Below are 26989 nucleotides of genomic sequence, written 5' to 3' on the forward strand. Positions count from 1 at the left end.
CGTAATGGCTACCTTGAAGGAAAATCTGCGACGGCGGGCCTCGCGCATCCGCCGCTCGATCAAGAAGGTGGCGAACGGTCGTCCTCGGCTGTCCGTCCATCGGTCTTCGAAGAACATCTATGCGCAGATCATCGACGACACCGCGGGCCGTACGCTCGCCGCTGCCTCGACCCTCGACACCTCGCTGCGTTCGCAGCTGAAGACGGGTGCCGACACCGAGGCCGCTGCGGCGGTTGGCAAGCTGGTCGCCGAGCGTGCGAAGGAAGCCGGCGTCACCGACGTGGTTTTCGATCGTGGCGCGTTCATCTATCACGGCCGGATCAAGGCACTCGCCGAATCGGCACGTGAAGGCGGTCTCAACTTCTGAGGCCGCTCGGGCGCATCGCCCGTACCATTGCGGCCGCTTGACGCGGTCGCCACCGACAGACGCCTCCGGAAAAGAACAAGGAACAGGATATGGCGCCTCGTAACGATCGACGTGAAGACCGCGATGACGGTTTCGTCGACAAGCTCGTTCACATCAACCGCGTTGCCAAGGTGGTCAAGGGTGGCCGTCGCTTCGGCTTCGCTGCCCTCGTCGTCGTCGGCGACTTGAAGGGCCGCGTCGGCTTCGGCCACGGCAAGGCACGCGAAGTGCCTGAGGCCATCCGCAAGGCGACGGAAGCCGCCAAGCGCGATCTGATCTTCGTGCCGCTGCGCGACGGTCGTACGCTGCATCATGACGTCAGCGGTCGCCACGGCGCCGGCAAGGTCATCCTGCGCGCCGCCGAGGCCGGTACCGGCATCATCGCCGGCGGCCCGATGCGCGCCGTCTTCGAAGCCGTCGGCATGCATGACGTCGTCGCCAAGTCGCTCGGCTCGTCGAACCCCTACAACATGGTTCGCGCGACCTTCGACGGCCTGAAGCAGGCCATGCATCCGAAGGACGTCGCTTCGCGTCGCGGCATCAAGTACTCCGAGCTCCAGGCACGTCGCCGGGAAGTCATCGGTGCGCAGGCCGCTTCCGAGGATTGATTGGATGCGGGGAGTTCGGCGAACTCCTCGCGCTTTGACTGAAGGAGCCAATCGATGGCCGAAACCAAAACCGCAGGCAGCACCGTCACCGTCGTGCAGACCGGCAGCCCCATCCGTCGCTCCGCCGACCAGCGCCAGACGCTGATCGGCCTGGGGCTGAACAAGATGCACCGTCGCCGGACGCTCGAGGACACCCCCGCCGTGCGTGGGATGATCGCCAAGGTCGCCCATCTCGTGCGCGTGGTCGAGCCGGCCTGACGAGTGCGTGGAGCGGCATCGCGTTGGGCGCGGCCGCACCTGACCGTAATTTTGCCAGAGCATCGGGCTACCGCGCAGGGCAGGGCGTTGCCCACCCTCCGGTAGACCAGGAGAAGCAACATGAAACTCAATGAGATTTCCGACGTCGAGGGCGCGACCCACTCGCGCAAGCGTGTCGGTCGCGGAATCGGTTCGGGCAAGGGCAAGACCGGTGGTCGTGGCGTCAAGGGACAGAAGTCCCGTTCGGGCGTCTCGATCAACGGCTTCGAGGGCGGCCAGATGCCGCTGTTCCGCCGTCTGCCGAAGCGTGGCTTCGTCAACATCTTCGCCAAGAACTTCAACGTCGTGTCGCTCGGCCGCGTGCAGCAGGCGATCGACGCCGGCAAGCTCGACGCCTCGGCGACGGTCGATCTCGCAGCCCTCAAGGCTGCCGGTCTGGTGCGTCGCGCCAAGGACGGCGTGCGCGTCCTGGGCGACGGCGAACTGACCGTCAAGGTCTCCTTCCTCGTCGATGGCGCCTCCAAGTCGGCCGTCGAGAAGGTCGAGAAGGCTGGTGGTTCCATCAAGACCGTGGGAGCGGAAGCCTAAGGCTTCTTGCACCCGGCGGACGCGGCGTCTATCTCTCGGTCTTCCTCATGGAGGAGCCCGCCGGTAGACGGCGCGGCTGACGGTACGGGCGCGCATTCGATGCCGACCCGCCGGACAACCCCGGAGACAGGTAAAGTATGGCATCGGCTGCGGAACAACTCGCCGCGAATTTGAACTTTTCGGCCTTTGCGAAGGCTGAGGATCTCAAGAAGCGCATCTGGTTCACCCTGGGTGCGCTTCTGGTGTATCGGCTCGGCACCTACATTCCGATGCCGGGCATCAACCCTGACGCACTCGCGCAGGCCTTCCAGCAGCAGTCGACCGGCATTCTCGGTCTGTTCAACATGTTCTCTGGCGGTGCCGTCGGACGCATGGCGATCTTCGCGCTGGGAATCATGCCCTACATCTCAGCTTCCATCATCATTCAGCTGATGACGTCGGTCATTCCGTCGCTCGAGCAGCTGAAGAAGGAAGGCGAGCAGGGCCGCAAGGTCATCAATCAGTACACCCGCTACGGCACGGTGCTGCTGGCCACGGTCCAGGCCTACGGCATCGCCGCCGGCCTGCAGACCCAGCCCGGCATCGTCGTCGATCCGGGCATGTTCTTCCAGGTCTCCGCGGTGATCACGCTCGTTGGCGGCACCATGTTCCTGATGTGGCTCGGAGAGCAGATCACCGCCCGCGGCATCGGCAACGGCATCTCGCTGATCATCTTCGCCGGCATCGTGGCGCATCTGCCTTCGGCGATCGCGAATCTCCTCGAGCTCGGCCGCACCGGCGCGCTGTCCACCGCCGTGATCCTGCTGGTGATCGTCGTCGCGGTCGCCTGCATCGCGGTCATCGTGTTCTTCGAGCGCGCCCAGCGCCGCCTGCTGATCCAGTATCCCAAGCGCCAGGTCGGCAACCGGATGTTCCAGGGCGACACGTCGCATCTGCCGTTGAAGCTGAACACCGCCGGCGTCATCCCGCCGATCTTCGCATCCTCCCTCCTGCTTCTGCCGGTGACGATCGCGAATTTCACCAGCACGGAGGATCTGCCGGGCTGGGCTTCGGCGACGATCGCCTCGCTCGGCCACGGCCAGCCGCTCTACATGGCGATGTATGCCGGCCTGATCGCGTTCTTCGCCTTCTTCTACACGGCTGTCGTGTTTAATCCGAAGGACACGGCGGACAATCTGAAGAAGCATGGCGGCTTCATTCCGGGCATCCGTCCGGGCGAGCGCACGGCCGAATACATCGACTACGTGCTGACCCGCATCACGGTCGTCGGCGCCATCTATCTGGTGATCATCTGTCTTCTGCCGGAATTCCTGATCTCGGCCGTGGGTGTCCCGTTCTATCTCGGCGGCACGTCGCTGCTGATCGTCGTCAGCGTCACGATGGATACTGTCGCGCAGGTGCAGGGGCACCTCCTGGCGCACCAGTATGAGGGCCTCGTGAAGAAGGCGAAACTCAGGGGTGGAAGACGGGGGGCCAGATGAGGCTGATATTGTTGGGGCCGCCGGGAGCCGGGAAGGGCACCCAGGCGCAGCGCCTGATCGAAACGCACAAGATCCCGCAGCTCTCGACCGGCGACATGCTGCGGGCCGCTGTGACCGCCCAGTCCGAAGTCGGACTGAAAGCCAAGGCGGTGATGGATTCCGGCAATCTCGTCTCGGACGACATCGTCAACGCGATCGTCTCCGAGCGGATCGACCAGGCGGACTGCGCCGAAGGCTTCATCCTCGACGGGTATCCGCGGACGCTGAACCAGGCCGATGCGGTCGAGGCGATGCTGGAGCGCAAGGGCCTGAAGCTCGATCACGTGATCGAGATCAAGGTCGATGACGATATCCTCGTCAACCGCGTCTCCGGTCGCTTCTCCTGCGCCAGCTGCGGCGCGGTTTATCACGACGAGGACAAGCGTCCGAAGGTCGAGGGCGTCTGCGACGTCTGCGGCTCGACGGATTTCAAGCGCCGTCCCGACGACAATGCCGAGACCATGCGCACCCGGCTGCGGTCCTATTACAAGGACACCTCGCCGCTGGTCGGTTACTACCACTGCAAGGGCACGCTGCGTGCCGTCGATGGCATGCAGCCCATCGACGTGGTGACCGAGAGCATCGAACGCATCGTTTCGGGCAAGGCCTGACGCGTCGAAACCGGCGGCGGCCACGGCCGCCGCAAGGGGCGGGCGGTTGACTTGTCAAGCCCCGCTGATCTATAGCCTGCGCTATTCGCGAATCCTTAGCGATCGGCGCATGTCTTCATTCGGAGTCCTGCATCGGTCGCTTTCGGCTGCAGGGCCCCGCATCTTGTGTATGGCGGGCCCAGAGCCCATCTAATTCTAGGAGTATGGTTGTGGCCCGTATCGCTGGCGTCAACATCCCGACCAACAAGCGCGTCGTCATCGCGCTGCAGTACATCCATGGTATCGGCGCTGCCCATGCCAAGGACATCGTCAAGAAGGTCAATCTCGGCGACGAGCGCCGCGTCAACGACCTGACCGACGCTGAAGTCCTGCAGATCCGCGAGATCATCGACCGCGACTACCGCGTCGAGGGCGATCTGCGCCGCGAGACCGCAATGAACGTGAAGCGTCTGATGGACCTCGGCTGCTACCGCGGCCTGCGTCATCGTCGCAGCCTTCCGGTTCGCGGTCAGCGCACGCACACCAATGCCCGCACCCGCAAGGGTCCGGCAAAGGCGATCGCCGGCAAGAAGAAGTAAGACGGGTCCTTCCGGAACCGTTTCATACGATGCGGCGCGTCCTCGGGCGCGCCGTGGTGTAGCTGCCGGAATTACGGCGGTGTCGATATCAACAGGACAGTTTAATGGCTAAAGAAGCACAGCGCGTTCGCCGTCGCGAGCGCAAGAACATCACGTCGGGCGTCGCCCATGTGAGCTCGACCTTCAACAACACGCTGATCACCATCACCGATGCGCAGGGCAACTCGATTGCCTGGTCGTCGGCTGGCGCGCAGGGTTTCAAGGGCTCGCGCAAGTCGACGCCGTTCGCCGCGCAGGTCGCTGCCGAGGACGCCGCCAAGAAGGCGCAGGAACACGGCATGAAGACCCTCGAGGTCGAAGTCCGCGGTCCGGGTTCGGGTCGCGAGTCGGCGCTCCGCGCGCTGCAGGCCGCCGGTTTCACGATCACCTCGATCCGTGATGTCACGCCGATCCCGCACAACGGCGTGCGCCCCCGCAAGAAGCGCCGCGTCTGATGCTTTTCGCCGCGTTCGTCTGAGCGCGGTGTGCAGCCGACAGGAAGGGTTCCGCCTTCCGCACTCAGACCTATCGCCACGATTGGATGGTGGCGAGGAAACTGAAAGGCATCCGCATGATTGCTAGCAATTGGCAAGATCTTACCAAGCCGAACCAGGTGGTGTTCAAGAATGGCGGAAGCCGTTCGAAGGCGTCCCTGACGGCCGAGCCGCTGGAGCGCGGCTTCGGCCTGACGCTCGGCAACGCGCTGCGTCGCGTTCTTCTGTCGTCGCTCCAGGGTGCCGCCATCACGGCCATCCAGATCGACGGCGTTCTGCACGAGTTCTCCTCGATCCCGGGCGTCCGTGAAGACGTCACGGACATCGTCCTGAACGTCAAGGAAATCAACATCGGCATGCAGGGCGAAGGCCCGAAGCGGATGGTGGTGCGCAAGCAGGGCCCGGGCATCGTCCGCGCCGGCGACATCCAGACGGTCGGTGACATCGAGGTCCTGAACCCCGAGCACGAGATCTGCACCCTCGACGAGGGGGCCGAGATCCGCATGGAGTTCACGGTCAACACCGGCAAGGGCTACGTCCCGGCCGACCAGAACCGCGCCGAGGATGCGCCGATCGGGCTGATCCCGGTCGATTCGCTGTTCTCGCCGGTTAAGAAGGTGTCCTACAAGGTCGAGGCGACCCGCGAGGGTCAGGACCTGAACAAGGACAAGCTGACCATGCAGATCGAGACCGATGGCTCGATCAGCGGCGAGGACGCCGTGGCCTATGCCGCGCGCATCCTGCAGGACCAGCTTTCGGTGTTCGTGAACTTCGAGGAGCCGCAGCGCGACCAGCGCGCGCCGGCCGGTGCCGAGGAACAGATGGCCGAACTGGCCTTCAACCCGGCGCTGCTCAAGAAAGTTGACGAGCTCGAGCTGTCCGTGCGTTCGGCGAACTGCCTGAAGAACGACAACATCGTCTATATCGGTGATCTGATTCAGAAAACCGAGGCGGAGATGCTGCGTACGCCGAATTTCGGCCGCAAGTCGCTCAACGAGATCAAGGAAGTTCTCGCGTCCATGGGGCTGCATCTCGGCATGGAAGTGTCGGATTGGCCGCCGGAGAACATCGACGATCTGGCCAAGCGCTACGAAGACCAGTACTAGAACGAGACTGCCTCCCGCCGGCGCCTGCGTCGGCGGGAGGATTTCAATCATTCAAAGGAACGGCGGCCTGTCCCGAGAACGGGGCAGGGACGCAAAGATCCCGACTTCCGGCGCAATGACGCCGGCTTATTTGACTTGAGGAAATCCCATGCGCCACGCAAAACGCGGTCGTAAGCTTAATCGTACCGCCAGCCACCGTAAGGCGATGTTCGCCAACATGGTCGCTTCGCTGATCCTGCACGAGCAGATCGTTACCACCCTGCCGAAGGCCAAGGAACTGCGCCCGATCGTCGAGAAGATGATCACGCTGGGCAAGCGCGGCGATCTGCATGCGCGCCGCCAGGCGATCTCGCAGGTTCGCGATCCGTCGGTCATCGGCAAGCTGTTCGATACGCTGGCGCCGCGTTATGCCGAGCGCAACGGCGGTTACACCCGCGTCCTGAAGGCCGGCTTCCGCCGCGGCGACAACGCCCCGCTGGCCGTCATCGAATTCGTCGATCGTGACCCGGAAGCCCGTGGCGCCATCGATCGCGAGCGCGTCGAGGCCGAGGGCGAACTCGACGCAGCCTGATCGACCCGATCATCGGAACGAAGGAACGAGGGGCCCATGTGGCCCCTTTTTCATGTCCGCTCCACCCCACGCTGTCTGCCGGAGGGTGGCCGGCTGACCCGGGCGTAGTTGTGCGGGGTGGGACAGCACGAACGAGGAAGCTAGCGATGGCGCGGGATCGGGTGCTGCTCACCGGCATATCGGGTTTCATTGCAGGCCATGTTGCGCTGCGTCTGCTCCAGGCCGGCTACGATGTGCGCGGCACGGTGCGCGGGCTCGACAAGGCGGACGCCGTTCGCGGCCTGCTCGCCGCCGCCGGTGCGGATATCGATCGCCTGTCCCTGTTCGCTGCGGACCTCACCGACGACGCCGGCTGGATGGAGGCGGCGTCGGGCTGCCGCTATGTGCTGCACACCGCATCGCCATTTCCTGCAAGCCCGCCACGCGAGCGGCAGGCGCTGGTCCCGGCGGCCGTGAACGGCACCCTCCGGGTGATCGCCGCCGCGGAACGCGCCGGCGCCGAGCGGGTCGTCCTGACGTCGTCGGCCGCGGCGATCTATTCGGCCCATCCTCCGCGCCGCGGCGAGCGCTACGGCGAGGCCGACTGGTCGGACACGGAAAGCCCCGAGATCTCGGCCTACGCCCTGTCAAAGACCCTCGCCGAACGCGCTGCCTGGGACGCGGCGCGAGACGCAGGGCTCGACCTCGTGACGATCAATCCGGCGCTGGTTCTCGGGCCCCTGCTGAGGGCAGGCGCGGCGGGAGGCGAGGGCACATCGACCGCGCTTATCAGGGCCGTGATGGAGGGGCACATGCCCGTCGTTCCCGATCTCGCCTTCGCGCTTGCAGACGTCCGTGACGTCGCCGATGCGCATCTGGCGGCGATGACGACGCCGTCAGCGTCCGGACACCGCTTTGCCCTGTCCAGCGGCACGTTGAGCCTGATCGAGATCGGCAAGGTGGTGGGCGAGGCCTGCCCCGGCGAGGCACGCCGCTTGCCGCGCTGGACATTGCCCGACCGCGTCGTGCGGCTTGCGGCGATCCTGTTGGCGCAGGCACGCGCTGCCGTGCCCGAACTCGGTCGTCGCAAATCGCTCGACACCACGCCGGCGCGCGACATTCTCGGCCTGTCGGCACGGCCCCCGGAAGATGCCGTCGCTGCGATGGCGCAGAGCATCGCGCGACTGGCGCGGGCCGCCTGAGAGGCCCGCGCATGGGCCGCTCCAGCTTCGGCTGCTACGCATTTCGCGTATTCGGTAAGTGTGATGCAAATGCCATGGCGAGGGCCGCCGGGGCGTGGCATAGGCGGGGTCTCGGGGGAGCCAGCAGAAATTTCGTTCAAAACGAGGCAACCTTTTGGCGGCCGAACGCTTTTGCCCTCAAGAACGGGACGCAGCCACGCAAAAGTGGCGACATTTACGCGGATGAAACAACTTCTATGAAAAATGCGGACATCATGAACACCACGGGCCGGCTCTCCATGCGACGCACTTTTCTGACCCTCCTGTGTGCCATGGCGGCATTTGGCGTCCTGACCGCCAGCTACGCGACGGCCGACCTGCCTGACGAGGCGGTTGCGACCAGCACGCAGACGGCGGTCGCAGACTAGGCGACGCCTGCCACACAGATCGGAATGACGAGGAAGGGGCCGCAACGGCCCCTTTTTCGCGTCCGCGGTCTGGTCTATGCGAAAGCAGGCCGCCGTTGCGCGGCGTGACTTTTCGCAGGGCAGCATCCGGTTCCAGCGCCCGTTCAGGGTGCCGGTCCGATGCTGCCGAGCCACCACGGCGGACCGGATATGCAGATGAAACTGATTCTCGCGGGTCTACTGATTGGCGCCGGGGTACTCGCGGCCCCCTATCTCGACCTCTTCGACGGCGGCGATCCGAAGCCGTCCCTGGAGCAGGATACGGCGGGCAGCGCGGCGCCGGGCGATGGGTTGGTTCCCCTCGATGACGGCGATACGCTCGTCGCCGAGGCCGACACCGCCCCGACCGGGCAGCCGGTGCCGTCGGCCCCCGTCGGAGAGGCCGATGCCCGCGTGCCGGAGAGCCAGGCGCAGATCCAGCTCTCCTTCGCGCCTCTGGTGAAGCGGACCGCGCCAGCGGTGGTCAACGTCTATGCTGCGCGGGCCGTCCCGGCGCAGCGCTCGCCCTTCGCCGGCGATCCGTTCTTCGGTCAGTTCTTCGGCCAGCCGCGCAACCGCCAGCCGCGGATGGAATCGTCTCTCGGCTCCGGCGTCATCGTCGATGCGTCGGGCCTCGTGGTCACCAACAATCATGTCGTGGCCGACGCGGACGAGGTGAAGATCGGCTTTGCCGACGGGCGCGAGTTCAAAACCGAGGTCCTGCTCAAGGACGACAGCGTCGATCTGGCGGTGCTGAAGATCGAGGGCGAGGGGCCGTTTCCGACCCTGCCGATTGCCGATTCGGACCGGTTGCAGATCGGCGATCTCGTCCTGGCGATCGGCAATCCCTTCGGCATCGGCCAGACCGTGACCAGCGGCATCGTCTCGGCGCTCGCCAGAACCCATATCGGCGTCGACGATTTCGGCTTCTTCATCCAGACGGACGCGGCGATCAATCCGGGCAATTCCGGCGGCGCGCTGATCGGCATGTCGGGGGAACTGGTCGGGGTGAACACCGCCATCTTCTCGCGCTCGGGCGGCTCGAACGGCGTCGGCTTCGCCATTCCCGCCAACATGGTCGCAAGCTTCGTCCGTTCGGCCAAGGCCGGCGGCCGCTTCGAGCGCCCCTTCATCGGGGCGAGCTTCGTGCCGGTGACCGCCGACATCGCCGAGGCGGTGGGGCTCGACCGTCCGTCGGGGACCCTCGTCCGGGGCATCATGCCCGGTGGTCCCGCCGAAGCCGCGGGCCTGGCGGTCGGCGACGTGATCCTGGCGGTGGATGGCCTCGAGATCGGCGGCGCAGATGCCCTGGGCTACCGGCTGGCGACGGCCGGGATCGGCAAGACCGTGAGTCTGACAGTGCTGCGCGACGACGAACGCCGCACGCTGGAACTCCCGCTGCAGCCGGCGCCGGAGATACCGCCGCGCGACGCCCGCACCATCGACGGGCAGAATCCGTTCGCCGGTGCCACGGTCCTCAATCTGTCGCCGCGCGTCGCCCAAGAGTTCGACATGCCGCTCGAAAAGACCGGTGTCGTCGTGGCGGAGGTGGCGCGCGGCTCGCTCGCGCAGCGCTTCGGGCTGCGGCCGGGGGATATCGTCCTCGCCGTCAACGGCGAGCCGGTGACGACCACCAGGGAACTGGAGGCCGCCGCCATCGACAGCAATCGCGGCTGGAGCTTCGAGATCGACCGGAACGGACGCCGTCTGGCGCGGCGGGTGCGCTGACATGGCGGATCTCTTCGGCGACGGTGGTGGCAGTCCGAGCGAGCGGCCCCGGCCATCCGCAGCGGCGGTGGATGAGCGGAACGACCGCTCCCGGCCGCTGGCCGACCGGCTGCGGCCGCGCCAGCTCGGCGAGGTCGTCGGCCAGGAACATCTGACCGGCGAGGGCGGGGTCCTGTCGCGCATGCTCGAGGCGACGAGCCTCGGTTCGATGATCTTCTGGGGGCCGCCGGGCACCGGCAAGACCACCGTGGCGCGGCTGCTCGCCCATGAGGTGGACTACGCCTTCGAGCAGATCTCGGCGATCTTTTCCGGCGTCGCCGATTTGAAGAAGATGTTCGAGGCGGCGCGGCTGCGTCGCTCCAACGGCAGGCGCACGCTGCTCTTCGTCGACGAGATCCACCGCTTTAACCGCGCCCAGCAGGATTCCTTCCTGCCGGTCATGGAGGACGGCACCGTCGTCCTCGTCGGCGCGACGACCGAGAACCCGTCCTTCGAGCTCAACGCCGCTCTCCTGTCGCGGGCGCGTGTGCTGACCTTCAAGCCGCACGGTTCGGCCAGCCTCGTGAAGCTGCTGGAGCGGGCCGAGGCGACCGAGGGCATGGCGTTGCCGCTCGACGAGCAGGCGAGGGCCGTATTGCTGCGCATGGCGGATGGCGACGGCCGTGCCGCGCTGACGCTGGCAGAGGAGGTCTGGCGCGCCAGCCGCAAGGGCGAGATTTTCGACGCGGCGGGCCTTCAGGAGATCGTCCAGCGGCGCGCGCCTGTCTACGACAAGGGCCAGGACGGCCACTACAATCTGATCTCTGCGCTGCACAAGTCGGTCCGCGGCTCGGACCCGGACGCCGCCCTCTACTGGCTGTGCCGCATGCTTGACGCAGGGGAGAACCCCCTGTATCTCGGCCGCCGTCTGGTGCGCATGGCTTCCGAGGATATCGGACTGGCCGATCCCCGCGCGCTGGGCATTGCGCTCGCCGCCAAGGACGCCTTCGACTATCTCGGATCGCCGGAAGGCGAACTCGCGCTGGCCGAGGCGACCGTCTATCTGGCGAGCGCACCGAAATCCAACGCCGTCTACACCGCCTACAAGGCGGCCATGCGCGCGGCGAAGGAACACGGCTCGTTGCTGCCGCCGAAACACATTCTCAACGCCCCGACTGCGCTGATGCGCGACGAGGGCTACGGCTCCGGATACGCCTATGACCATGACGCGCCCGACGCGTTCTCCGGTCAGGACTATTTTCCGGACGAGATGGACCGGCAGCAATTCTACCGGCCGACTGATCGTGGTGCAGAGATCCCGATCGGCGACCGGCTTCAAAATTGGGCGAAACTTCGCCGCAATCGTGACCGCAGGGGTTGATACTTTTCCGGCGACGCCAAGTAATCAGCACCGGTGAGAATATCGCCGGAGTGTCCGCGTGCCCGATCTGTGGCAATATGGCGGCTTGATCGTCCGGGCTTCGTTTGACGCCCCCGAATTTCCATAATCGTGCAAAGCGAGGTTCAGATGTCTCTCGAACCGGGCCAATTGGCCGAACATTCGATAACCGATTACGAGGTCGGTCAAGACAACATGCAACGGTTCGGGCTGGATATTCATAATCCGGTTTTCCCGATTTCCGCCGGCGTCATCATCGCCTTCGTCACCTTCACCCTGCTGTTCCCGACGATGGCTGACGGCTTCTTCGGGTGGCTGCGTCCGGCGATCACCAACACCTTCGACTGGCTGTTCATCATCGCCGGCGACATCTTCGTGCTGTTCTGCCTGTTCCTGATCGTCTCGCCCTACGGCAAGATCCGGCTCGGCGGAAAGGACGCGCGTCCGGACTACGGCTATTTCGGCTGGTTCGCGATGCTGTTCGCCGCCGGCATGGGCATCGGCCTGATGTTCTACGGCGTGTCCGAGCCGATCACCCACTTCACCGCCGCCATGGAAGGCGGCTCGGCTGCACCGCTGGGTGGCGCTCCCGGCGACATCGAGGCGGCACGCCGTCTCGGCATGGCCGCCACGATCTACCATTGGGCGCTGCATCCCTGGGCGATCTACGCTGTGGTGGCGCTGGCCCTGGCCTTCTTCAGCTACAATCTCGGTCTGCCGCTGACCATCCGCTCGGCCTTCTATCCGCTTCTCGGCGAGAAGACCTGGGGCTGGCCCGGCCATCTGATCGACATCCTGGCGGTGTTCGCCACGCTGTTCGGTCTGGCGACCTCGCTCGGCTTCGGTGCGGAGCAGGCGGTGTCCGGTCTCAACTTCCTGTTCGGCGTGCCGGATTCGCTCCTGTCCAAGATCGTGCTGATCTGCCTGATCACCGCCGTCGCGCTGGTGTCGGTCGTGGCCGGCCTCGACGGTGGCGTGAAGCGGCTGTCGGAGCTGAACATGGTCCTGGCGCTGCTGCTGATGCTGTTCATCTTTGCAGTCGGGCCGACGATGGATCTCGTCTACGGCTTCTTCGGCAACTCGGTCGCCTATCTGCGCGAGGTGATCCCGCTGTCGAACCCGTTCGGCCGGACCGATGACGGCTATCGCACTGGCTGGACGACCTTCTACTGGGCCTGGTGGATCAGCTGGTCGCCCTTCGTCGGCATGTTCATTGCTCGCGTTTCGCGCGGTCGCACGGTGCGTGAGTTCATCACTTGCGTACTGCTCATCCCGACCGTCGTCTCGGTGATCTGGATGACGATCTTTGGCGGCACCGCGCTGACCGAAACGATCGCCGGCTACACCGGGATCGTGGACGCCGACCTCTCGGTCAAGCTGTTCGCCATGCTTGGCGAGCTGCCGCTGTCCTCGATCAGCTCGTTCATCGGCATCATCCTCGTGATCGTGTTCTTCGTCACCTCGTCGGACTCCGGTTCGCTGGTGATCGACACGATCACGGCAGGCGGCAAGATCGACGCGCCGGTGCCCCAGCGCATCTTCTGGGCGACCTTCGAAGGTCTGGTGGCGATCACGCTGCTGATCGGCGGTGGTCTGGCGGCCCTGCAGGGGGCGGCGATCACGACGGGCCTGCCCTTCGCGGTGCTGCTGCTCGTGCTCTGCTATTCGACGCTGCGCGGCCTCCATGGGGAGCTGAAGCAGCCGTTCCAGCAGCACGCCGAGGCGGAAGCGCGCGCCGCCGAGTAGGCCGCCTTCCCAGGACGACAAACCGACGGCGGGGCCAGCCACTGGCCCCGCCGTCTTGCGTTCGGACGGCTCTCTCGGCCCGCCGACACCGGGCTTCCCCTGCATCTTACGTCACGTCGCGCCATCGGTTAGAAGGCGGCCATGTCACAGCTTCTCCTCGTTGCCGCCGGCGGTGCCGTCGGCGCCACCCTCCGGCACCTCTCCGGCATCGCCGCCATGCGCCTGTTCGGCGCGGGATTTCCGTGGGGCACGGTCTTCGTGAACGTCTTCGGCTCGTTCCTGATGGGGCTGTTCATCGAGCTGGCGGCGCGACGCTTCGGAGCGTCGCAGGAAGTTCGCCTGTTCGTCGCCACCGGATGCCTCGGAGGCTTCACCACCTTCTCGACCTTTTCGCTCGATGCGATGGCTTTGGCCGAACGCGGATCCCACACACTGGCCGCGATCTACGTGATCGGGTCGGTGGTTGTGGGGATCGCGGCGTTGTTTGCCGGTCTCGCCCTCGCGCGCGGGCTCGCCTGATGCTATCTGCACCAGTTCAAGCGGAAGGCATGAGATAATGGCGTCGGTCGAACAAAGACGGATCGAGGATGACGAGGCAGGATTGCGCCTCGATCGTTGGTTCAAACTGCACTACCCGGGACTGGGCTTCGGCCATCTGCAGAAGCTGCTGCGCTCGGGACAGGTGCGCATCGACGGCGGTCGCGCCAAGACCGATACCCGCGTGCAGCCCGGGCAGATGGTTCGCATTCCGCCGATGAGCGGCGATGCGGGGCGCCCGAAGATCGGGCCGCTGACGGCCAACACCATGCGCGACAAGCACGATGACGAGGTGCTGTCGCAGATGCTGATCTACGAGGACGAGAAGGTCTTCGTCTTCAACAAGCCGGCGGGACTTGCGGTGCAGGGCGGCTCCGGCCTGAACCGGCATGTCGACAAGATGTTGGAGGCCTGGCGCAGCCGCAAGGGCGAGAAGCCCCGGCTGGTGCATCGTCTGGACCGCGACACCTCCGGCGTGCTGGTCGTCGCCCGCACCCGCGGCGCGGCGACCGCGCTGACCAAGGCATTTCGCGAGCGTGACACCAAGAAGACCTACTGGGCCATCCTCAAGGGCGTGCCGGTGCCCCATGAGGGCCGCATCTCGACCTTCCTCGTCAAGGAACAGACGCCGGACGGCGATCGCATGCGGACCGCCAAGCATGGCGAGGAGGGCGCCGACCATGCGCTCACCCATTACCGGGTCATCGAGAACCTGGCGCAGAACTTCTCCTGGGTGGAGATGGAGCCCTATACCGGCCGTACCCACCAGCTGCGCGTCCACGCGCTGCATATCGGCAACCCGATCCTCGGCGACCCGAAATATTTCGAGCACGACACCAACTGGGAGTTTCCGGGCGGCGTCCAGAAGCGGCTGCACCTGCACGCGCGCCGTATCGTCATCCCGCATCCGAGCGGCGGCTTCATCGACCAGATCGCGCCGCTGCCGCCCCACATGATCCAGACCTTCAATCTGTTCGGCTTCGACGAAACGGCGATGAACGACTGATGAAGGCCGTACTGTTCGATTGCGACGGCACGATCGCCGATTCCTGCGGGGTCATCTGCGCCACGATGCGCCTGGCCTTCGAGGCACATGGCCTGCCGGCGCCCGAGGATGCCGCGACGCGGGGCATTATCGGCCTGTCCCTCGACGAGGCGATCCGGCGGCTGCATCCCGTCGCCGAGCCGGCGCTCGTCGCGACTCTCGTCGACGGTTACCGGCAGGCCTTCCGCATCCAGCGCGCCGATCCCGATTTTCGTGAGCACCTGTTTCCCGGCATGAAGGCGCTGGTCCAGGACCTGGCGGCGCGCGACGACGTGTTCGTCGGGCTGGTGACCGGCAAGTCGCGCCGTGGCGTCGCCTCGATCTGCGAGGCCCATGGCCTGACCGACGCCTTCCTCGCGGTCCGCACGGCGGACGACTGCCCGTCCAAGCCGCATCCGGCGATGGTCGAGGAATGCTGTACCGTCTTCGGCGTGGCGCCGCGCGATGCGCTGGTCGTTGGCGATTCGATTTTCGACATGGAAATGGCCCGGGCTGCGGGCGCCGCGGCGCTGGGGGTTGCCTGGGGCACGCATGAGCCGGCGCCGCTGCTCGCCTCCGGCGCCTATGCCGTGACCGAAACCGTGACCGGGCTGGTCGAGAGCGTGGATCGCTGGCTGGCGGACCCGATCATCCAGCCCGCCATGCGGCAAGCCGCTCCGGCGCTGTAGGGCAGGTCCCGGCGAGGCCGGTTGACGACAATGGCATGTGGTGCGCCACGGGTGACAGCGCTCTGTGTGCGGCACGCAAGATGAGAGACACGGATGACGCAGGACAAGGCGAAGGCTGAACTGCCGAAGCGCTTCTACAGCGAGGTGACGCTGGCGCCGACCGACGACGGCTTCGCGGTCCTCCTCGATGGCCGGCCGGTGAAGACGCCCGGCCGACGGCCGCTCGCCGTCCCCATGCGGAGGGCCGCCGAGGTGGTCGCCGCCGAATGGGACGCCCAGCGCGAGCGCATCGATCCGGCGACCATGCCGATGACCCGGCTGGTCAACACCGTGGTCGAGGCGATCGCCGACGATCCGGTCCCGGTGCGTGACGATCTCGCCCGCTATATCGAGACCGATCTCCTGTTCTATCGCGCCGGCACGCCGGAGCGGCTGGTGGCGCGCCAGCAGGAGCTCTGGGACCCGGTGCTTGACTGGGCACGGGACAGCTTCGGCGCCCGCTATCTTCTGACCGAGGGCGTCATGCATGTCGCCCAGCCGCCCGCCGCGATCGCCGCCTTTAAGGAGCGGCTCGCCGGCATCGACGATCCCTTCAAGGTCGCGGCCATGCACCAGGCGACGACTTTGACCGGGTCGGCGCTGCTGGCCCTGGCCCTCGCCGAAGGGCATCTGTCGGCCGAGGACGTATGGCAGCGGGCCCATGTCGACGAAGACTGGAACATCGAACAATGGGGCGCCGACGACGAGGCGAGCGCCCGCCGCGAACTGCGCTGGCAGGAAATGCAGGTCGCGGCCGTCCTTCTGGACACCGAATAAGCCGGCCGCCGCTCGACCCGGGCGGCGGCACTGCTATGGTCTGCCCGCAGGGCAGAACGGTCGCAAGGACCGCGTACAGACGCAACAGGTGAGGAAACAGGCAATGCGCGACATGCTGTCGGAACTCGAGGCGCGGCGCGAGAAGGCCCGCGAAGGCGGCGGCACGAAGCGGATCGAGGCCCAGCACGCCAAGGGCAAGCTGACTGCCCGCGAACGGCTGACGGTGTTTCTCGACGAGGGCTCTTTCGAGGAGTTCGACATGTTCGTCCAGCACCGGGCGACCGATTTCGGCATGGACCAGCAGCATTATCCCGGCGACGGCGTCGTCACCGGCTGGGGCACGGTCAACGGACGCACCGTCTTCGTCTTCGCCAAGGATTTCACCGTGCTGGGCGGCTCCCTGTCGGAGGCCCATGCCGAGAAGGTGCAGAAGGTCCAGGATCTCGCCCTTCGCAACCGCGCCCCGATCATTGGGTTCTACGACGCCGGCGGTGCACGCATCCAGGAGGGCGTCGCGGCGCTCGGCGGCTATGCCGAGATCTTCCAGCGCAACGTGCTGGCTTCCGGCGTCATCCCGCAGATTTCGGTGATCATGGGCCCCTGTGCGGGCGGCGACGTCTATTCGCCGGCGATGACCGACTTCATCTTCATGGTCCGCGACACCTCCTACATGTTCGTCACCGGTCCCGACGTGGTGAAGACCGTGACCAACGAGACGGTCACTGCCGAGGAACTGGGCGGCGCCTCCATCCACACGGTGAAGTCGTCGATCGCCGACGGCGCCTATGACAACGACGTCGACGCGCTGTTGCAGATGCGGCGGCTGATCGACTTCCTGCCGGCCTCCAATACCTCGCCGGTGCCCGAGCTCGACTACAGCCAGTCGGTGACCGCCGAGGACGTGTCGCTGGACACGCTGATCCCGGACAACGCCAACAAGCCGTACGATATCAAGGAACTGATCCGGAAGACCGTCGACGAGGGCGACTTCTTCGAGATCCAGGCCGCCTTCGCCGGCAACATCGTCACAGGCTTCGGCCGCATCGAGGGCCGCACCGTCGGCATCGTCGCAAACCAGCCCATGGTGCTGGCCGGCGTTCTCGATTCCGATGCCTCGCGCAAGGCCGCGCGCTTCGTGCGCTTCTGCGACTGCTTCTCGATCCCCGTGGTGACCTTCGTCGACGTGCCGGGCTTCCTGCCGGGGACCGCGCAGGAATATGGCGGCCTGATCAAGCACGGCGCCAAGCTGCTCTTCGCCTATGCCGAGGCGACCGTGCCGAAGGTGACGGTGATCACCCGCAAGGCCTTCGGCGGCGCCTATGACGTCATGGCGTCCAAGCATCTGCGCGGCGACATCAACTATGCCTGGCCGACGGCGCAGATCGCGGTGATGGGCGCCAAGGGCGCGTCGGAGATCATCCACCGCAAGGACGCCAAGGATCCGGAGAAGCTGGCGGCCCACACCAAGGCCTACGAGGAGCGCTTCCTGTCGCCCTTTGTCGCCGCCGAGCGGGGCTATGTGGACGAGGTGATCATGCCGCATTCGACCCGCCGCCGGGTCTCGCGGGCGCTGGCGATGCTGCGCAACAAGGATCTCGAGAACCCCTGGAAGAAGCACGACAACATCCCGCTGTAAGGGGAGCTGAGGGCAGGGCGGCGAGGAGCGCTCGGCCTGCCTGGAATGCCGGCGATCAGTGCTGGGCCCATTCGGCGATGGCGGCGCCCATCGCCGGGTGCATAAGGTAGCCGTAGAGATCGTGCGGGTTGGAGACGAGGGCCCCGGTCGCCGCATCCGCATAGTGCCAGCAATTGTAGATCTTGCGGTCGCTGATCTGCCCGACGAAGCCGGCGCGCATCATCGCGCCGAAGGTGGACCGCATCCGCTCGACATGGGCGATGTAGTCGTCCTCGGCGTGGATGTTCCGCCATTGCCGGATCTGCCGTGGAAATTCCTCGTTCGCACGTGCCCAGCCGCCGAGCAGATTGCGCCGCACGCCCGGTTCGCCCAGCGGGCAGCCGCAGGTGATCCAGCGCGCGACATGGCCGCCACGCGCCCGCAGCGGCTCGTATTCGCTCATGTAGGACAGCTTCCACAACACGTCCCAGGCGACGATGCAGCCCATGCTGTGGGTCAGGAGGCAGATGTCGTCGCGCGCCTCCATCGCCGGGAGAAGCACCGACTGCAGTCGGCTTCGGATCGCCGAGGAGACGATCTGCGAGGTGAGATAGGCCGAGAAATCCGGCAGGGCGCTTGAGATCAGCCGGTCGTTCAGAAAGCCGAAGGTGAAGAGCTGGCCAAACAGGCTGGCGATGTCCGCCGCTTCGTCGAGCAGCCGCCAGTCCTCCGCCTCGGCCAGCACGGCACGATAGGTCGTCCGGTTGAAGCGGCGCAGCGCCGAGGTGAGGGCGTAGCCCGCCTCGATCAGGTCGAAGGGCAGGGCCGGCCGGAACGCATAGCGCGGATCGTTGGTCGCGGTGAGGATGGCGCGCTTGGCGAGATCGGCCGCGGCGATCTCGTTGTTGATGTCGCCATAATAGATGAAGGACAGCTTGAGGTCGCCGGCCTCGAGATCGGCCAGCGTGATCCCGGCGTCGGCCCGTCGCAGCCCCTCGCGAAGGGCCGTTCCGACCATCTCCGCCATCAGGCTGCCGGCTGGTTTCACCGATCGCCCGTGGACCAGAATCAGATGCTTCGCCATGTCCGGGCTCCGCACGCATCTGCCGCCCGGTCACGGTACTCTGGGTTGTGCCCGCACACAACCGCCGCCTGAACGACGAAAAGCGCCGCCCCGTTGCCGGAGCGGCGCTCGATTCGTCCCTGGCAGGCGAAGGCCTGCCGGAGCTTACTTGATCTTGGCTTCGCGGAACTCGACGTGCTTGCGCGCGACCGGGTCGTACTTGGTTTTGACCATCTTCTCCGTCATCGTGCGGCTGTTCTTGCGCGCGACGTAGAAGAAACCGGTGTCGGCGGTCGAGAGGAGCTTGATCTTGATCGTGGTTGCCTTGGCCATGGCCCTATCCGTTCGCTGATGCGTGCCGCGTCTCGAACCGACCGGCCCTGTGCCGGTGCCGTTCGTCCAGATGACGGCGGAAACCCAAATTGTTCGATTCGCGAAAAGCCGCTGCAGCGGTAGCACGCGACGATGCGCCGGCGCAGGGCGTCGGCGAATTCGAGCCGGACCATAGCCATGACGGCAGCCAAGTCAAGACCGGTCGCGGGCCCAGACCATGCGGGCGACGGTGAGAACCAGATAAAGCCCGAAGAACAGCGCCAAGGCCCAGGCAAATCCGTTGTAGCCGAAGAGATCCATCGAGGAACCGATGGTCTGCGGGCCGACCAGCATGCCGGCCGAATAGCAGAACACGAAGGCGGCGTTGGCGGCAGCGAGATCGGCGCCTCCGAGTCGCGAGCCGAGATGGGCAAGGCCGACCGTGTAGAGGCCGGCCACCACACCGCCCCACAGGAACAGGAGGCTCGCCATCAGCCACCAGTCGGTGCCCAGGAGCGGCAGGCACAGCGTGCCGGCCAGGCCGACCGCCGCGAACAGGGTCAGCAGCGAGCGCCGGTCCCGGACCCGGTCGGAGATCAGCCCGATCGGGATCTGCATCAGGACGTTGCCGAGGCCGATGGCGATGAGCAGTTGCGCGGCCGCGGCCTCCGTATAGCCGAGGCGTTCGCCATAGATCGGGAAGAGGGCGAATCCCCCGGCTTCGACCGCACCGAAGATCAGCACGGCGCCGGTGGCCGTCGGAACCGATACGATATGGCGCCAGAACGCGCCGTGACGCCGCTCGCCCAGCGCCGGCTGGCGGTCCCAGGCGAACAGCAGCGGGATCGCCGAGGCGAAGATGACGCCCGAGCCGATCGCGAAGGGCAGGAAGCCCTGCGAGCCCACCACCGAGAAGATGTAGGGGCCGAGCGCGAAGCCGAGCGACAGGACGGTCGCATAGATGCCGAGGATGAAGCCGCGGCGGCCCGGCGGCGCGGCGGCGTTGATCCAGAACTCCGACAGGACGAACAGCGCGGTGATGGCGAAGTGGAAGACCAGTCGCAGCGGGAACCACGTCCAGAAAGCGGTGAAATAGTAGAAGCCGAGGGCCGAGACGCCGGAGAGGACGATCGCGATCAGCATCGACAGCCGCACGCCAAGGACGCGCGCGATCGGCGTCACGAGTGGCGCGGCCAGCAGCGAGGCGACGCCCGCGACAGCCGTATTGGCGCCGATCATCGTGGTGGAGATGCCGCGGCTTTCGAGGATGACGCTGAGCAGCGGCAGGCCGAGACCGAGCGCGATGCCGACGGCGCTGATCGAGGCGATGGCGGCGCCGGCGGCAACCCAGTCGACGCGTTCGATCTCGGCTTCCGCTTCGGCCACGATGTTGTCGGCGGTTTGCCTGTCCATCGGTCACCGCCCCCGTTGCGTCAGAGCGATTCGCGCACGAACTGGCCGCGAATGGCCCGGTAGAACGGCATTGGCCGCGCCGGATCGCGCCAGGTCCCATCGGCGATGCGCGCCTTCAGATCGCCGACGATGCGCAGGGTGATCGGCGCCAGCGACAGCTCCTGGAGCCCGTTCAGATCGACCCAAGCGAGCTCTTCCAACTCGTCCGTCGGCAATTCGTCGAGGGCGAGCTGATGGCCGATCGCGTCGGCGGCGACGCAGAAGAAGCGGGTGTCGTAGCGCCGCGGGGGACCGGGCGGGGTGATCGCCCGCGCGATGGGCACCAGCATTTCCGGGGCCGGACGGATACCGCGTGCGCCGAAGACGCTCCAGTGCTCGCCCTTGCCGGCGAAGCTGCCCGGCGCGCCGATCATGGCGCCGGCCTCCTCGAAGGTTTCGCGGATCGCGGCGAGCGCCGTCGCGGTCGCCCGCCGGCGGTCGTAGCGGGCCGGGGGGCCGGCACAGAGGCGGTCGAAGGCGGGTTCGGAGAGGGCGAAGTCGCGGGCCAGTGCCAGATCGGACGGATCGACCCGGCCGCCGGGAAAGACGTAACGTCCCGGCATGAAGACATGCCTGGTGGAGCGCCGTCCCATCAGCACACGGGCCGTGCCGTCGCTGTCGTCGACGATCAGCAGCGTTCCGGCGTCGCGGATCGCCTTGGCCGCCGGCAGTCCGCTCGGCCGGGCGAGCCGTGCCCGTTCGGCGTTCAGTGTAGCGAGCGGATCACCGGCCTCGCTCACCCGACGCGATCCGCCTCGTCCTCGGTGCCGAAGCCGCCGAGGCGCAGCGACCACTGCAGGCCGATGGTGGCGCCCTTCAGCGGCTGCAGGAGCGCCAGCGAGAGCACCAGCGTGACCGGAACCCACATCGCCAGATGCGTCCACATCGACAAATCGTAGGAGGCTTCAATGCCCATGAAGAGCGCGACCACGATATGCCCGACGATGAAGATCGTCAGATAGGGCGGCAGATCGTCGGCGCGGTGATGGTGGATCTCCTGGCCGCATACGCTGCAGTCGTCGACGCTGCGCAGATAGCTGCGGAACAGCTTGCCTTCGCCGCAATTCGGGCAATGGCAGCGGAAGCCGTTGACGAGCGCCGGCCAGAGCGGGCGATCGCCTTCGGCCCTGTTGGCCCGGGCCTCGGCGTCTGCGTGCATGGTCACACTGTTCATCGTTTCTTCCTGACCTTCCCGGCGACGTTCTTCTCGCGGCGGCCGAAGCGCTGCTTGCGTCCGGTCTTGTGGAACGAGCCCGCCTCGCGCGGCAGCTTGCGCGGCTCACTGAGCATCTCGAACTGCATTGAGCCGGCCAGCGGAATGGCCTCCTTCAGACGAATCTCGACGGTGTCGCCGAGGCGGTAGCCGTTGCCGCTGCGGTCGCCAACCAGCGAACGTCCGACCTCGTCATAATGGAAGAACTCGTTCCCCAGTGTCGATATGGGAACGAAACCATCGGCGCCAAAGGCCGGAAGCGCGACGAAAAGACCCGCTTTTGTCACGCCGGCTATGCGTCCCTCGAAATTGTCGCCGATCCGGTCGGCCAGATGATGGGCGATCAGCCGGTCGACGGTGTCGCGCTCGGCCGCCATGGCCCGGCGTTCGGCCCGCGAGATCTCCTCGGCGGTCGCCTGGAGATTTTCCTCGTCCTCGCGGCTGAGCCCGCCTTCGCCGAGATCGAAGGCCGTGACCAGCGCCCGGTGCACGATGAGATCGGCATAGCGGCGGATCGGCGAGGTGAAATGCGCGTAACGGTCGAGGTTCAGGCCGAAATGGCCGATATTGTCGGGCGAGTAGACCGCCTGCGACTGGGAGCGCAGCACGACCTCGTTGACCAGGCTCTCGTGCTCGCTGGCCTTCACCTGGCTGAGGATGCCGTTGAAGTGTGAGGGGCGCAGCGTGCCGCTCTTGGCCAGCGAGATTTCCAGCGTGCGCAGGAACTCGCGCAGGGATTCCAGCTTGGCCAGGGACGGCGCGTCATGGGCGCGGTAGATCAGCGCCTGCCGCTTGGATTCGAGGCTCTCGGCCGCCGCCACATTGGCGAGGATCATGAACTCCTCGATCAGCCGGTGGGCGTCGAGGCGAGCCGGCACGACGACCTTCTCCACCCGGCCGTCGGCGCCGAGCTTGAGCTTGCGCTCGGGCAGATCGAGGTCGAGCGGCTGACGCCGCTCGCGCGCCGAACGGGCCAGCGCGTAGGCCGCCCAGAGCGGCTTCAGCATCGTTTCGGTCACATGCGGATCGACGTCGCCGGTCGCGCCGTCGATGGCCGCCTGGGCGGCCTCGTAGGCGATCTTGGCGTGGCTGCGCATCATCACGCGATGGAAGCTGTGGCGGCGCTTCTCGCCATTGGCGCCGAGCACCATCCGCACGGCGAGCGCCGGCCGGTCGACATTCTCGCGCAGCGAGCAGAGGTCGTTGGAAATGCGCTCGGGCAGCATCGGCACGACCCGGTCGGGGAAGTAGACCGAATTGCCGCGCAGCCGGGCCTCGGAATCGAGCTTGGTGCCGGGGCGGACGTAATATGAGACGTCGGCAATGGCGACGGTCACCACCATGCCGCCGGGATTGGCCGGGTCGTCGTCGGGCGCCGCATGGACCGCGTCGTCGTGATCCTTGGCGTCGGCGGGGTCGATGGTGACCAGCGGCAGGGACCGCCAGTCCTCGCGATGATCCATGCTGGCCGGGCCGGCGGCCTCGGCCTCGCTCAGCACCGCCTTCGGGAAGACATGCGGAATGGAATGGGCATGCAGCGCGATGGTCGAGATCGCGCGCTCCGATTCCATCGAGCCAACGACATCGGTCACGGTGGCGAAGGGCAGGCCGAGACGCGCCCTTGGCCCCGGCTCGACGGCCACGAGGTCGCCGTTACGGGCGCCGTTCTCGTCGCCGGGCTTGATGGCGTATTCCGGCTGCTTGCGCTCGACCGGTTCGACCCGGCCGCCGCCGCCGGGCTTGGCGCGGAACACGCCCAGGGCCGTCGTCTTGCGCTGTTCCAGAACGCGGATGATCCGGGCGATCCGGGTGCCGCCCTCGTCCTCCTCGATGCTGGCGAGGATGCGTTCGCCGAGGCCCGCCGCCGGGCTCTTGGCGCGATCCTGCCGCACGGCCAGACGCGGCCGCTCGCCATCGACGGCCTCGTCCCAGCTCACCGGTTCGGCGAGGAGACCGCCGTCGTCGTCGCGGCTGCGGATTTCCAGAACCGCCACCGGCGGCAAGACCCCCGGCGTCGAGAAGCGCTTGCGGCTTCCCGCCAGAAGCCCCTCGGCCTGCAGATCGGCCAAAAGGTCCTTGAGCGCGACGCGGCCGTCGCCCTTGACCGCAAAGGCCTTGGCGATGTCGCGCTTGGAGGCGCGGCCGGGATTGTCCGCGATGAAGCGGAGCACCGCCTCGCGCGTGAGCTCGGGCGGTGCGTCGTTCCGGGACCGGCCTTTCGCCAAGGTCTACTCCTGATCCCAGGGCACCGAATCGTCGGCGGCCTGCGGTTCGGTGGTTGTCTTCGCCGCCGGCTTCCTGGCCGCGGCAGTCTTCTTCGCGGGCGCCTTTTTGGCCGCCGGCTTCTTCACCGCTGCCTCGCCATCGGCATCGGCCTTCGCCGCCGTCTTCTTGGACGCCTTCTTGGCGGGCGCTTTCTTCGTGGCAGCCTTCTTGGCCGCCGGCTTCTTGGCAGGGGCCTTCTTGGCGTTCGGCGTCTTGCCGGTCTTCTCGACGCGCTCGTTGATCAGCTGGATCGCCTCTTCCAGCGTGACGCTGGCGGGATCCTTGGCTTTAGGCAGCGTCGCATTGACCTTGCCGACATTCACATAGGGCCCGAAACGGCCATCCCGAACGGTGATCTGGCCGCCATATTCGGGATGCTCGCCGAGGGTCGCCAGCGCCGCGGGAGTGCCGCGTCCGCGGCCGCCCTTTTCCTTCTTCTCCGCGATGACGGTGACGGCCCGGTTGAGGCCGACCTCGAACACGTCCTCGATGGTCTCGAGATTGGCGTACATGCCGTCATGGTTGAGGAACGGGCCGTAGCGTCCGAGCCCGGCCAGGATCGGCTTGCCGCTTTCCGGATGCAGCCCGACCTCGCGGGGGAGCGACAGCAGCCGCAGCGCCTTGTCGAGATCCATCTCGCTGGCCTGCCAGCCCTTGGGCAGGGACGAACGCTTGGCTTCCTTGCCTTCGCCGCGCTGGACGTAGGGGCCGAAGCGCCCCGTGCGCAGGGTCACCGGCTCGCCGGTCTCCGGATCGACACCGAGATCCGACGGACCCTCGTCGGCGGCCGCGCCATCGCCCGACATGTTGGTGCCGAGCTGGCGGGTATAGCCGCAATCGGGATAGTTCGAGCAGCCGACGAAGGCACCGAACTTGCCGAGCTTCAGCGACAGCTGGCCGTTGCCGCAGCGCGGGCAGGCGCGGGGCTCGGTGCCGTCTTCCTTGGGCGGGAAGACCAGCGGTCCCAGTTCGACATTCAGCGCATCGAGAACATTGGTGACCCGCAGTTCCTTGGTGCCGTCGACCTGCGCGGAGAAGTTCTGCCAGAATTCGCGCAGCACGTCCTTCCAGGCGAGCTGGCCGGCCGAGATCAGGTCGAGCTTCTCTTCCAGCGCCGCGGTGAAGTCGTATTCGACGTAGCGCTCGAAGAAATTGTGCAGGAACGCGGTGACGAGACGGCCCTTGGCGTCGGGCAGGAGCTTGCGGGCCTCCTGCACCACGTAGCCGCGGTCCTCCAGCGTCTGCAGCGTCGAGGCATAGGTCGAGGGCCGGCCGATGCCGAGCTCTTCCATCTTCTTGATCAGCGACGCCTCGGAATAGCGCGGCGGCGGCTCGGTGAAGTGCTGCGAGGCCTCGATGGCACGCTTGGCCAGATCCTCGTCGGCGAGGATTTCCGGCAGCCGGGCGCGGTCGTCGTCCTCGTCGCCGGGATCGCTCGCCTTGCTGTCGTCGCGGTGCTCGACATAGGCGCCGATGAAGCCGTCGAACTTGATGACCTGGCCGGTGGCGCGCAGGGTCGCGGTCTCGCTGCCATTGGTGGCGACGATCTCGGCGGTGGTGCGCTCGATCTCGGCGGAGGCCATCTGACTGGCGATGCAGCGCTTCCAGATCAGGTCGTAGAGCCGCGCCTGGTCGCGGTCGAGATAGCGCTCGACATCCTTGGGCGCGCGGCCGAACTCGGTCGGGCGGATGGCCTCGTGGGCCTCCTGCGCGTTCTTGGCCTTGCTCGAATAATAGCGCGGCTTTTCCGGGACATAGCGCTCGCCGAAAGCGGCGCCGATCGACTTGCGCGCGTCGGCGATCGCCTCGGGCGCCATCTGCACGCCGTCGGTCCGCATATAGGTGATCAGGCCGACGGTCTCGCCGCCGACATCGACGCCTTCATAGAGCCGCTGCGCGACCTGCATGGTGCGCGAGGCCGAGAAGCCGAGCTTGGCGGAGGCCGCCTGCTGCAGCGTCGAGGTAGTGAAGGGAGGGCCCGGATTGCGCTTGGTCGGCTTCGCCTGGACGCTGTCGACCCGGTAGGTCGCCCCGTCCAGCATGGCGCGGATCGTCTCGGCCTTGTCGCCGTCGCCGATCGACATCTTCTGCAGCTTGTCGCCGCCGAAGCCGGTGAGGCGGGCGCGGAAATCGTCGCCGCGCGGCGTCGCCAGCATCGCGGCAATCTGCCAGTACTCTTCCTTCTTGAAGCGCTCGATCTCCGCTTCGCGGTCGCAGACGAGGCGCAGCGCCACCGACTGGACGCGGCCCGCGGAGCGGGCGCCGGGCAGCTTGCGCCACAGCACCGGCGACAGGGTGAAGCCGACGAGATAGTCCAGCGCGCGACGGGCGAGATAGGCGTCCACCAGCGGCTCGTCGATGGCGCGCGGATTGGCCATCGCGTCGAGCACGGCCTTCTTGGTGATGGCGTTGAACACCACCCGGCTGACCGGCTTGGTGCCGATCACCTTCTTCTGCCGCAACACTTCCAGGACATGCCAGGAAATCGCTTCGCCTTCGCGATCCGGATCGGTGGCAAGCACGAGGCCGTCGGCCTTCTTGACCGCCTGAGCGATCTCGCTGATTCGCTTCACGGACGGCTTGCCGACCTCCCAGCTCATCGCGAAGTCCTCGTCCGGGCGCACCGAGCCGTCCTTGGCCGGCAGGTCGCGGACGTGACCATAGGAGGCGATCACCTGGTAGTTGCCGCCGAGATACTTGTTGATCGTCTTCGCTTTGGCGGGCGATTCAACGATGACGACATCCATGACAAGGCAGTCCTGAGAG

The 26989-nt window shown here is 66.5% G+C and carries 27 protein-coding genes; 20 read left to right on the forward strand and 7 right to left on the reverse strand.

The features are described 5' to 3' along the window. Positions 1–4 precede the first annotated feature (4 nt). The 20 genes from rplR (at position 5) to N7I30_RS16150 (ending at position 17939) form a co-directional block, all read left to right on the forward strand. Entirely contained in the window at positions 5–367 is a 363-nt protein-coding gene (gene rplR, locus N7I30_RS16055; protein WP_009209719.1) for a 50S ribosomal protein L18, read from the forward strand. Positions 368–456: 89 nt separating this feature from the next. Beyond that, positions 457–1014: a 30S ribosomal protein S5 gene (gene rpsE / locus N7I30_RS16060; RefSeq protein WP_009209718.1), complete on the forward strand. Its 558-nt coding sequence runs from the start codon at positions 457–459 to the stop codon at positions 1012–1014. A 54-nt stretch (positions 1015–1068) separates the two neighbouring features. Continuing rightward, positions 1069–1272, forward strand: a complete 204-nt coding sequence (gene rpmD, locus N7I30_RS16065) for a 50S ribosomal protein L30 (RefSeq protein ID WP_024351697.1) — start codon at positions 1069–1071, stop codon at positions 1270–1272. Positions 1273–1392: 120 nt separating this feature from the next. Next, on the forward strand, positions 1393–1860 hold the full coding sequence (gene rplO / locus N7I30_RS16070; protein ID WP_491391158.1) for a 50S ribosomal protein L15: 468 nt from the start codon (positions 1393–1395) through the stop codon (positions 1858–1860). Positions 1861–1997: 137 nt separating this feature from the next. Then, positions 1998–3341 (forward strand): preprotein translocase subunit SecY, encoded by a 1344-nt coding sequence (secY, locus tag N7I30_RS16075; RefSeq protein WP_024351698.1) that lies wholly within the window; start codon positions 1998–2000, stop codon positions 3339–3341. Beyond that, on the forward strand, positions 3338–3991 hold the full coding sequence (locus N7I30_RS16080; RefSeq protein WP_009209715.1) for an adenylate kinase: 654 nt from the start codon (positions 3338–3340) through the stop codon (positions 3989–3991). The genes secY and N7I30_RS16080 overlap by 4 nt, the downstream gene beginning before the upstream one ends. Before the next feature lie 209 nt (positions 3992–4200). After that, positions 4201–4569: a 30S ribosomal protein S13 gene (gene rpsM / locus N7I30_RS16085; RefSeq protein WP_009209714.1), complete on the forward strand. Its 369-nt coding sequence runs from the start codon at positions 4201–4203 to the stop codon at positions 4567–4569. Between the two features lie 104 nt (positions 4570–4673). Further along, positions 4674–5063 carry a 30S ribosomal protein S11 gene (gene rpsK / locus N7I30_RS16090; RefSeq protein WP_009209713.1) on the forward strand — a complete coding sequence of 130 codons (390 nt, stop codon included), beginning with the start codon at positions 4674–4676 and terminating at the stop codon, positions 5061–5063. Between the two features lie 116 nt (positions 5064–5179). Then, on the forward strand, positions 5180–6208 hold the full coding sequence (locus N7I30_RS16095) for a DNA-directed RNA polymerase subunit alpha (protein WP_009209712.1): 1029 nt from the start codon (positions 5180–5182) through the stop codon (positions 6206–6208). Positions 6209–6356: 148 nt separating this feature from the next. After that, positions 6357–6779 (forward strand): 50S ribosomal protein L17, encoded by a 423-nt coding sequence (gene rplQ, locus N7I30_RS16100; RefSeq protein WP_009209711.1) that lies wholly within the window; start codon positions 6357–6359, stop codon positions 6777–6779. A gap of 146 nt (positions 6780–6925) precedes the next feature. Beyond that, positions 6926–7960, forward strand: a complete 1035-nt coding sequence (locus N7I30_RS16105; RefSeq protein WP_498640091.1) for an NAD-dependent epimerase/dehydratase family protein — start codon at positions 6926–6928, stop codon at positions 7958–7960. An 11-nt stretch (positions 7961–7971) separates the two neighbouring features. Next, a complete protein-coding gene (locus tag N7I30_RS16110) occupies positions 7972–8367 on the forward strand; it encodes a hypothetical protein (protein ID WP_498640093.1) in 396 nt (131 codons plus the stop codon). A gap of 195 nt (positions 8368–8562) precedes the next feature. Next, on the forward strand, positions 8563–10113 hold the full coding sequence (locus tag N7I30_RS16115) for a DegQ family serine endoprotease (RefSeq protein WP_498640095.1): 1551 nt from the start codon (positions 8563–8565) through the stop codon (positions 10111–10113). Between the two features lies 1 nt (position 10114). Further along, positions 10115–11473, forward strand: a complete 1359-nt coding sequence (locus N7I30_RS16120) for a replication-associated recombination protein A (RefSeq protein WP_498640097.1) — start codon at positions 10115–10117, stop codon at positions 11471–11473. 147 nt (positions 11474–11620) lie between these two features. Next, on the forward strand, positions 11621–13237 hold the full coding sequence (locus N7I30_RS16125) for a BCCT family transporter (protein WP_024351702.1): 1617 nt from the start codon (positions 11621–11623) through the stop codon (positions 13235–13237). A gap of 141 nt (positions 13238–13378) precedes the next feature. Next, positions 13379–13756 carry a fluoride efflux transporter CrcB gene (crcB, locus tag N7I30_RS16130; RefSeq protein WP_187389607.1) on the forward strand — a complete coding sequence of 126 codons (378 nt, stop codon included), beginning with the start codon at positions 13379–13381 and terminating at the stop codon, positions 13754–13756. Between the two features lie 37 nt (positions 13757–13793). Next, on the forward strand, positions 13794–14780 hold the full coding sequence (locus N7I30_RS16135; RefSeq protein ID WP_024351704.1) for an RluA family pseudouridine synthase: 987 nt from the start codon (positions 13794–13796) through the stop codon (positions 14778–14780). Next, entirely contained in the window at positions 14780–15487 is a 708-nt protein-coding gene (locus tag N7I30_RS16140) for an HAD-IA family hydrolase (protein ID WP_498640100.1), read from the forward strand. The genes N7I30_RS16135 and N7I30_RS16140 overlap by 1 nt, the downstream gene beginning before the upstream one ends. Before the next feature lie 93 nt (positions 15488–15580). Further along, the gene (locus tag N7I30_RS16145; protein WP_498640102.1) at positions 15581–16303 is read left to right on the forward strand and encodes an ATP12 family chaperone protein; all 723 of its coding nucleotides are present in this window, start codon (positions 15581–15583) and stop codon (positions 16301–16303) included. Positions 16304–16406: 103 nt separating this feature from the next. After that, positions 16407–17939, forward strand: a complete 1533-nt coding sequence (locus tag N7I30_RS16150) for an acyl-CoA carboxylase subunit beta (protein WP_009209702.1) — start codon at positions 16407–16409, stop codon at positions 17937–17939. A gap of 55 nt (positions 17940–17994) precedes the next feature. Here N7I30_RS16150 and N7I30_RS16155 read toward each other — a convergent pair whose 3' ends face one another. The 7 genes from N7I30_RS16155 to topA form a co-directional block, all read right to left on the reverse strand. Next, complete coding sequence (locus N7I30_RS16155; protein WP_498640105.1) at positions 17995–19002, reverse strand: hypothetical protein; 1008 nt, start codon at positions 19000–19002, stop codon at positions 17995–17997. Between the two features lie 144 nt (positions 19003–19146). Then, on the reverse strand, positions 19147–19314 hold the full coding sequence (rpmG, locus tag N7I30_RS16160; protein ID WP_024351709.1) for a 50S ribosomal protein L33: 168 nt from the start codon (positions 19312–19314) through the stop codon (positions 19147–19149). Positions 19315–19506: 192 nt separating this feature from the next. Further along, positions 19507–20706, reverse strand: a complete 1200-nt coding sequence (locus N7I30_RS16165; RefSeq protein ID WP_483212653.1) for an MFS transporter — start codon at positions 20704–20706, stop codon at positions 19507–19509. 20 nt (positions 20707–20726) lie between these two features. After that, positions 20727–21485 carry an NUDIX hydrolase gene (locus N7I30_RS16170; protein WP_228241032.1) on the reverse strand — a complete coding sequence of 253 codons (759 nt, stop codon included), beginning with the start codon at positions 21483–21485 and terminating at the stop codon, positions 20727–20729. Then, entirely contained in the window at positions 21482–21919 is a 438-nt protein-coding gene (locus N7I30_RS16175; protein ID WP_498640108.1) for a DUF983 domain-containing protein, read from the reverse strand. Before N7I30_RS16175 ends, N7I30_RS16170 begins: the two co-directional genes overlap by 4 nt. Beyond that, positions 21916–24183: a ribonuclease R gene (gene rnr / locus N7I30_RS16180; RefSeq protein WP_498640110.1), complete on the reverse strand. Its 2268-nt coding sequence runs from the start codon at positions 24181–24183 to the stop codon at positions 21916–21918. Before rnr ends, N7I30_RS16175 begins: the two co-directional genes overlap by 4 nt. Before the next feature lie 3 nt (positions 24184–24186). Next, complete coding sequence (gene topA, locus N7I30_RS16185; protein ID WP_498640112.1) at positions 24187–26970, reverse strand: type I DNA topoisomerase; 2784 nt, start codon at positions 26968–26970, stop codon at positions 24187–24189. Positions 26971–26989 lie beyond the last annotated feature (19 nt).

The sequence above is a fragment of the Aurantimonas litoralis genome (genome assembly GCF_026153195.1).
GTDB lineage: Bacteria > Pseudomonadota > Alphaproteobacteria > Rhizobiales > Rhizobiaceae > Aurantimonas > Aurantimonas coralicida.

Bases quoted from the DNA above. Each gene is read 5' to 3' on its own strand.
- rplR (WP_009209719.1), top strand. From the start codon at position 5: ATGGCTACCTTGAAGGAAAATCTGCGACGGCGGGCCTCGCGCATCCGC.
- rpsE (WP_009209718.1), top strand. From the start codon at position 457: ATGGCGCCTCGTAACGATCGACGTGAAGACCGCGATGACGGTTTCGTC.
- rpmD (WP_024351697.1), top strand. From the start codon at position 1,069: ATGGCCGAAACCAAAACCGCAGGCAGCACCGTCACCGTCGTGCAGACC.
- rplO (WP_491391158.1), top strand. From the start codon at position 1,393: ATGAAACTCAATGAGATTTCCGACGTCGAGGGCGCGACCCACTCGCGC.
- secY (WP_024351698.1), top strand. From the start codon at position 1,998: ATGGCATCGGCTGCGGAACAACTCGCCGCGAATTTGAACTTTTCGGCC.
- N7I30_RS16080 (WP_009209715.1), top strand. From the start codon at position 3,338: ATGAGGCTGATATTGTTGGGGCCGCCGGGAGCCGGGAAGGGCACCCAG.
- rpsK (WP_009209713.1), top strand. From the start codon at position 4,674: ATGGCTAAAGAAGCACAGCGCGTTCGCCGTCGCGAGCGCAAGAACATC.
- N7I30_RS16095 (WP_009209712.1), top strand. From the start codon at position 5,180: ATGATTGCTAGCAATTGGCAAGATCTTACCAAGCCGAACCAGGTGGTG.
- rplQ (WP_009209711.1), top strand. From the start codon at position 6,357: ATGCGCCACGCAAAACGCGGTCGTAAGCTTAATCGTACCGCCAGCCAC.
- N7I30_RS16105 (WP_498640091.1), top strand. From the start codon at position 6,926: ATGGCGCGGGATCGGGTGCTGCTCACCGGCATATCGGGTTTCATTGCA.
- N7I30_RS16110 (WP_498640093.1), top strand. From the start codon at position 7,972: ATGGGCCGCTCCAGCTTCGGCTGCTACGCATTTCGCGTATTCGGTAAG.
- N7I30_RS16115 (WP_498640095.1), top strand. From the start codon at position 8,563: ATGAAACTGATTCTCGCGGGTCTACTGATTGGCGCCGGGGTACTCGCG.
- N7I30_RS16120 (WP_498640097.1), top strand. From the start codon at position 10,115: ATGGCGGATCTCTTCGGCGACGGTGGTGGCAGTCCGAGCGAGCGGCCC.
- N7I30_RS16125 (WP_024351702.1), top strand. From the start codon at position 11,621: ATGTCTCTCGAACCGGGCCAATTGGCCGAACATTCGATAACCGATTAC.
- crcB (WP_187389607.1), top strand. From the start codon at position 13,379: ATGTCACAGCTTCTCCTCGTTGCCGCCGGCGGTGCCGTCGGCGCCACC.
- N7I30_RS16135 (WP_024351704.1), top strand. From the start codon at position 13,794: ATGGCGTCGGTCGAACAAAGACGGATCGAGGATGACGAGGCAGGATTG.
- N7I30_RS16140 (WP_498640100.1), top strand. From the start codon at position 14,780: ATGAAGGCCGTACTGTTCGATTGCGACGGCACGATCGCCGATTCCTGC.
- N7I30_RS16145 (WP_498640102.1), top strand. From the start codon at position 15,581: ATGACGCAGGACAAGGCGAAGGCTGAACTGCCGAAGCGCTTCTACAGC.
- N7I30_RS16150 (WP_009209702.1), top strand. From the start codon at position 16,407: ATGCGCGACATGCTGTCGGAACTCGAGGCGCGGCGCGAGAAGGCCCGC.
- N7I30_RS16155 (WP_498640105.1), bottom strand. From the start codon at position 19,002: ATGGCGAAGCATCTGATTCTGGTCCACGGGCGATCGGTGAAACCAGCC.
- rpmG (WP_024351709.1), bottom strand. From the start codon at position 19,314: ATGGCCAAGGCAACCACGATCAAGATCAAGCTCCTCTCGACCGCCGAC.
- N7I30_RS16165 (WP_483212653.1), bottom strand. From the start codon at position 20,706: ATGGACAGGCAAACCGCCGACAACATCGTGGCCGAAGCGGAAGCCGAG.
- N7I30_RS16175 (WP_498640108.1), bottom strand. From the start codon at position 21,919: ATGAACAGTGTGACCATGCACGCAGACGCCGAGGCCCGGGCCAACAGG.
- topA (WP_498640112.1), bottom strand. From the start codon at position 26,970: ATGGATGTCGTCATCGTTGAATCGCCCGCCAAAGCGAAGACGATCAAC.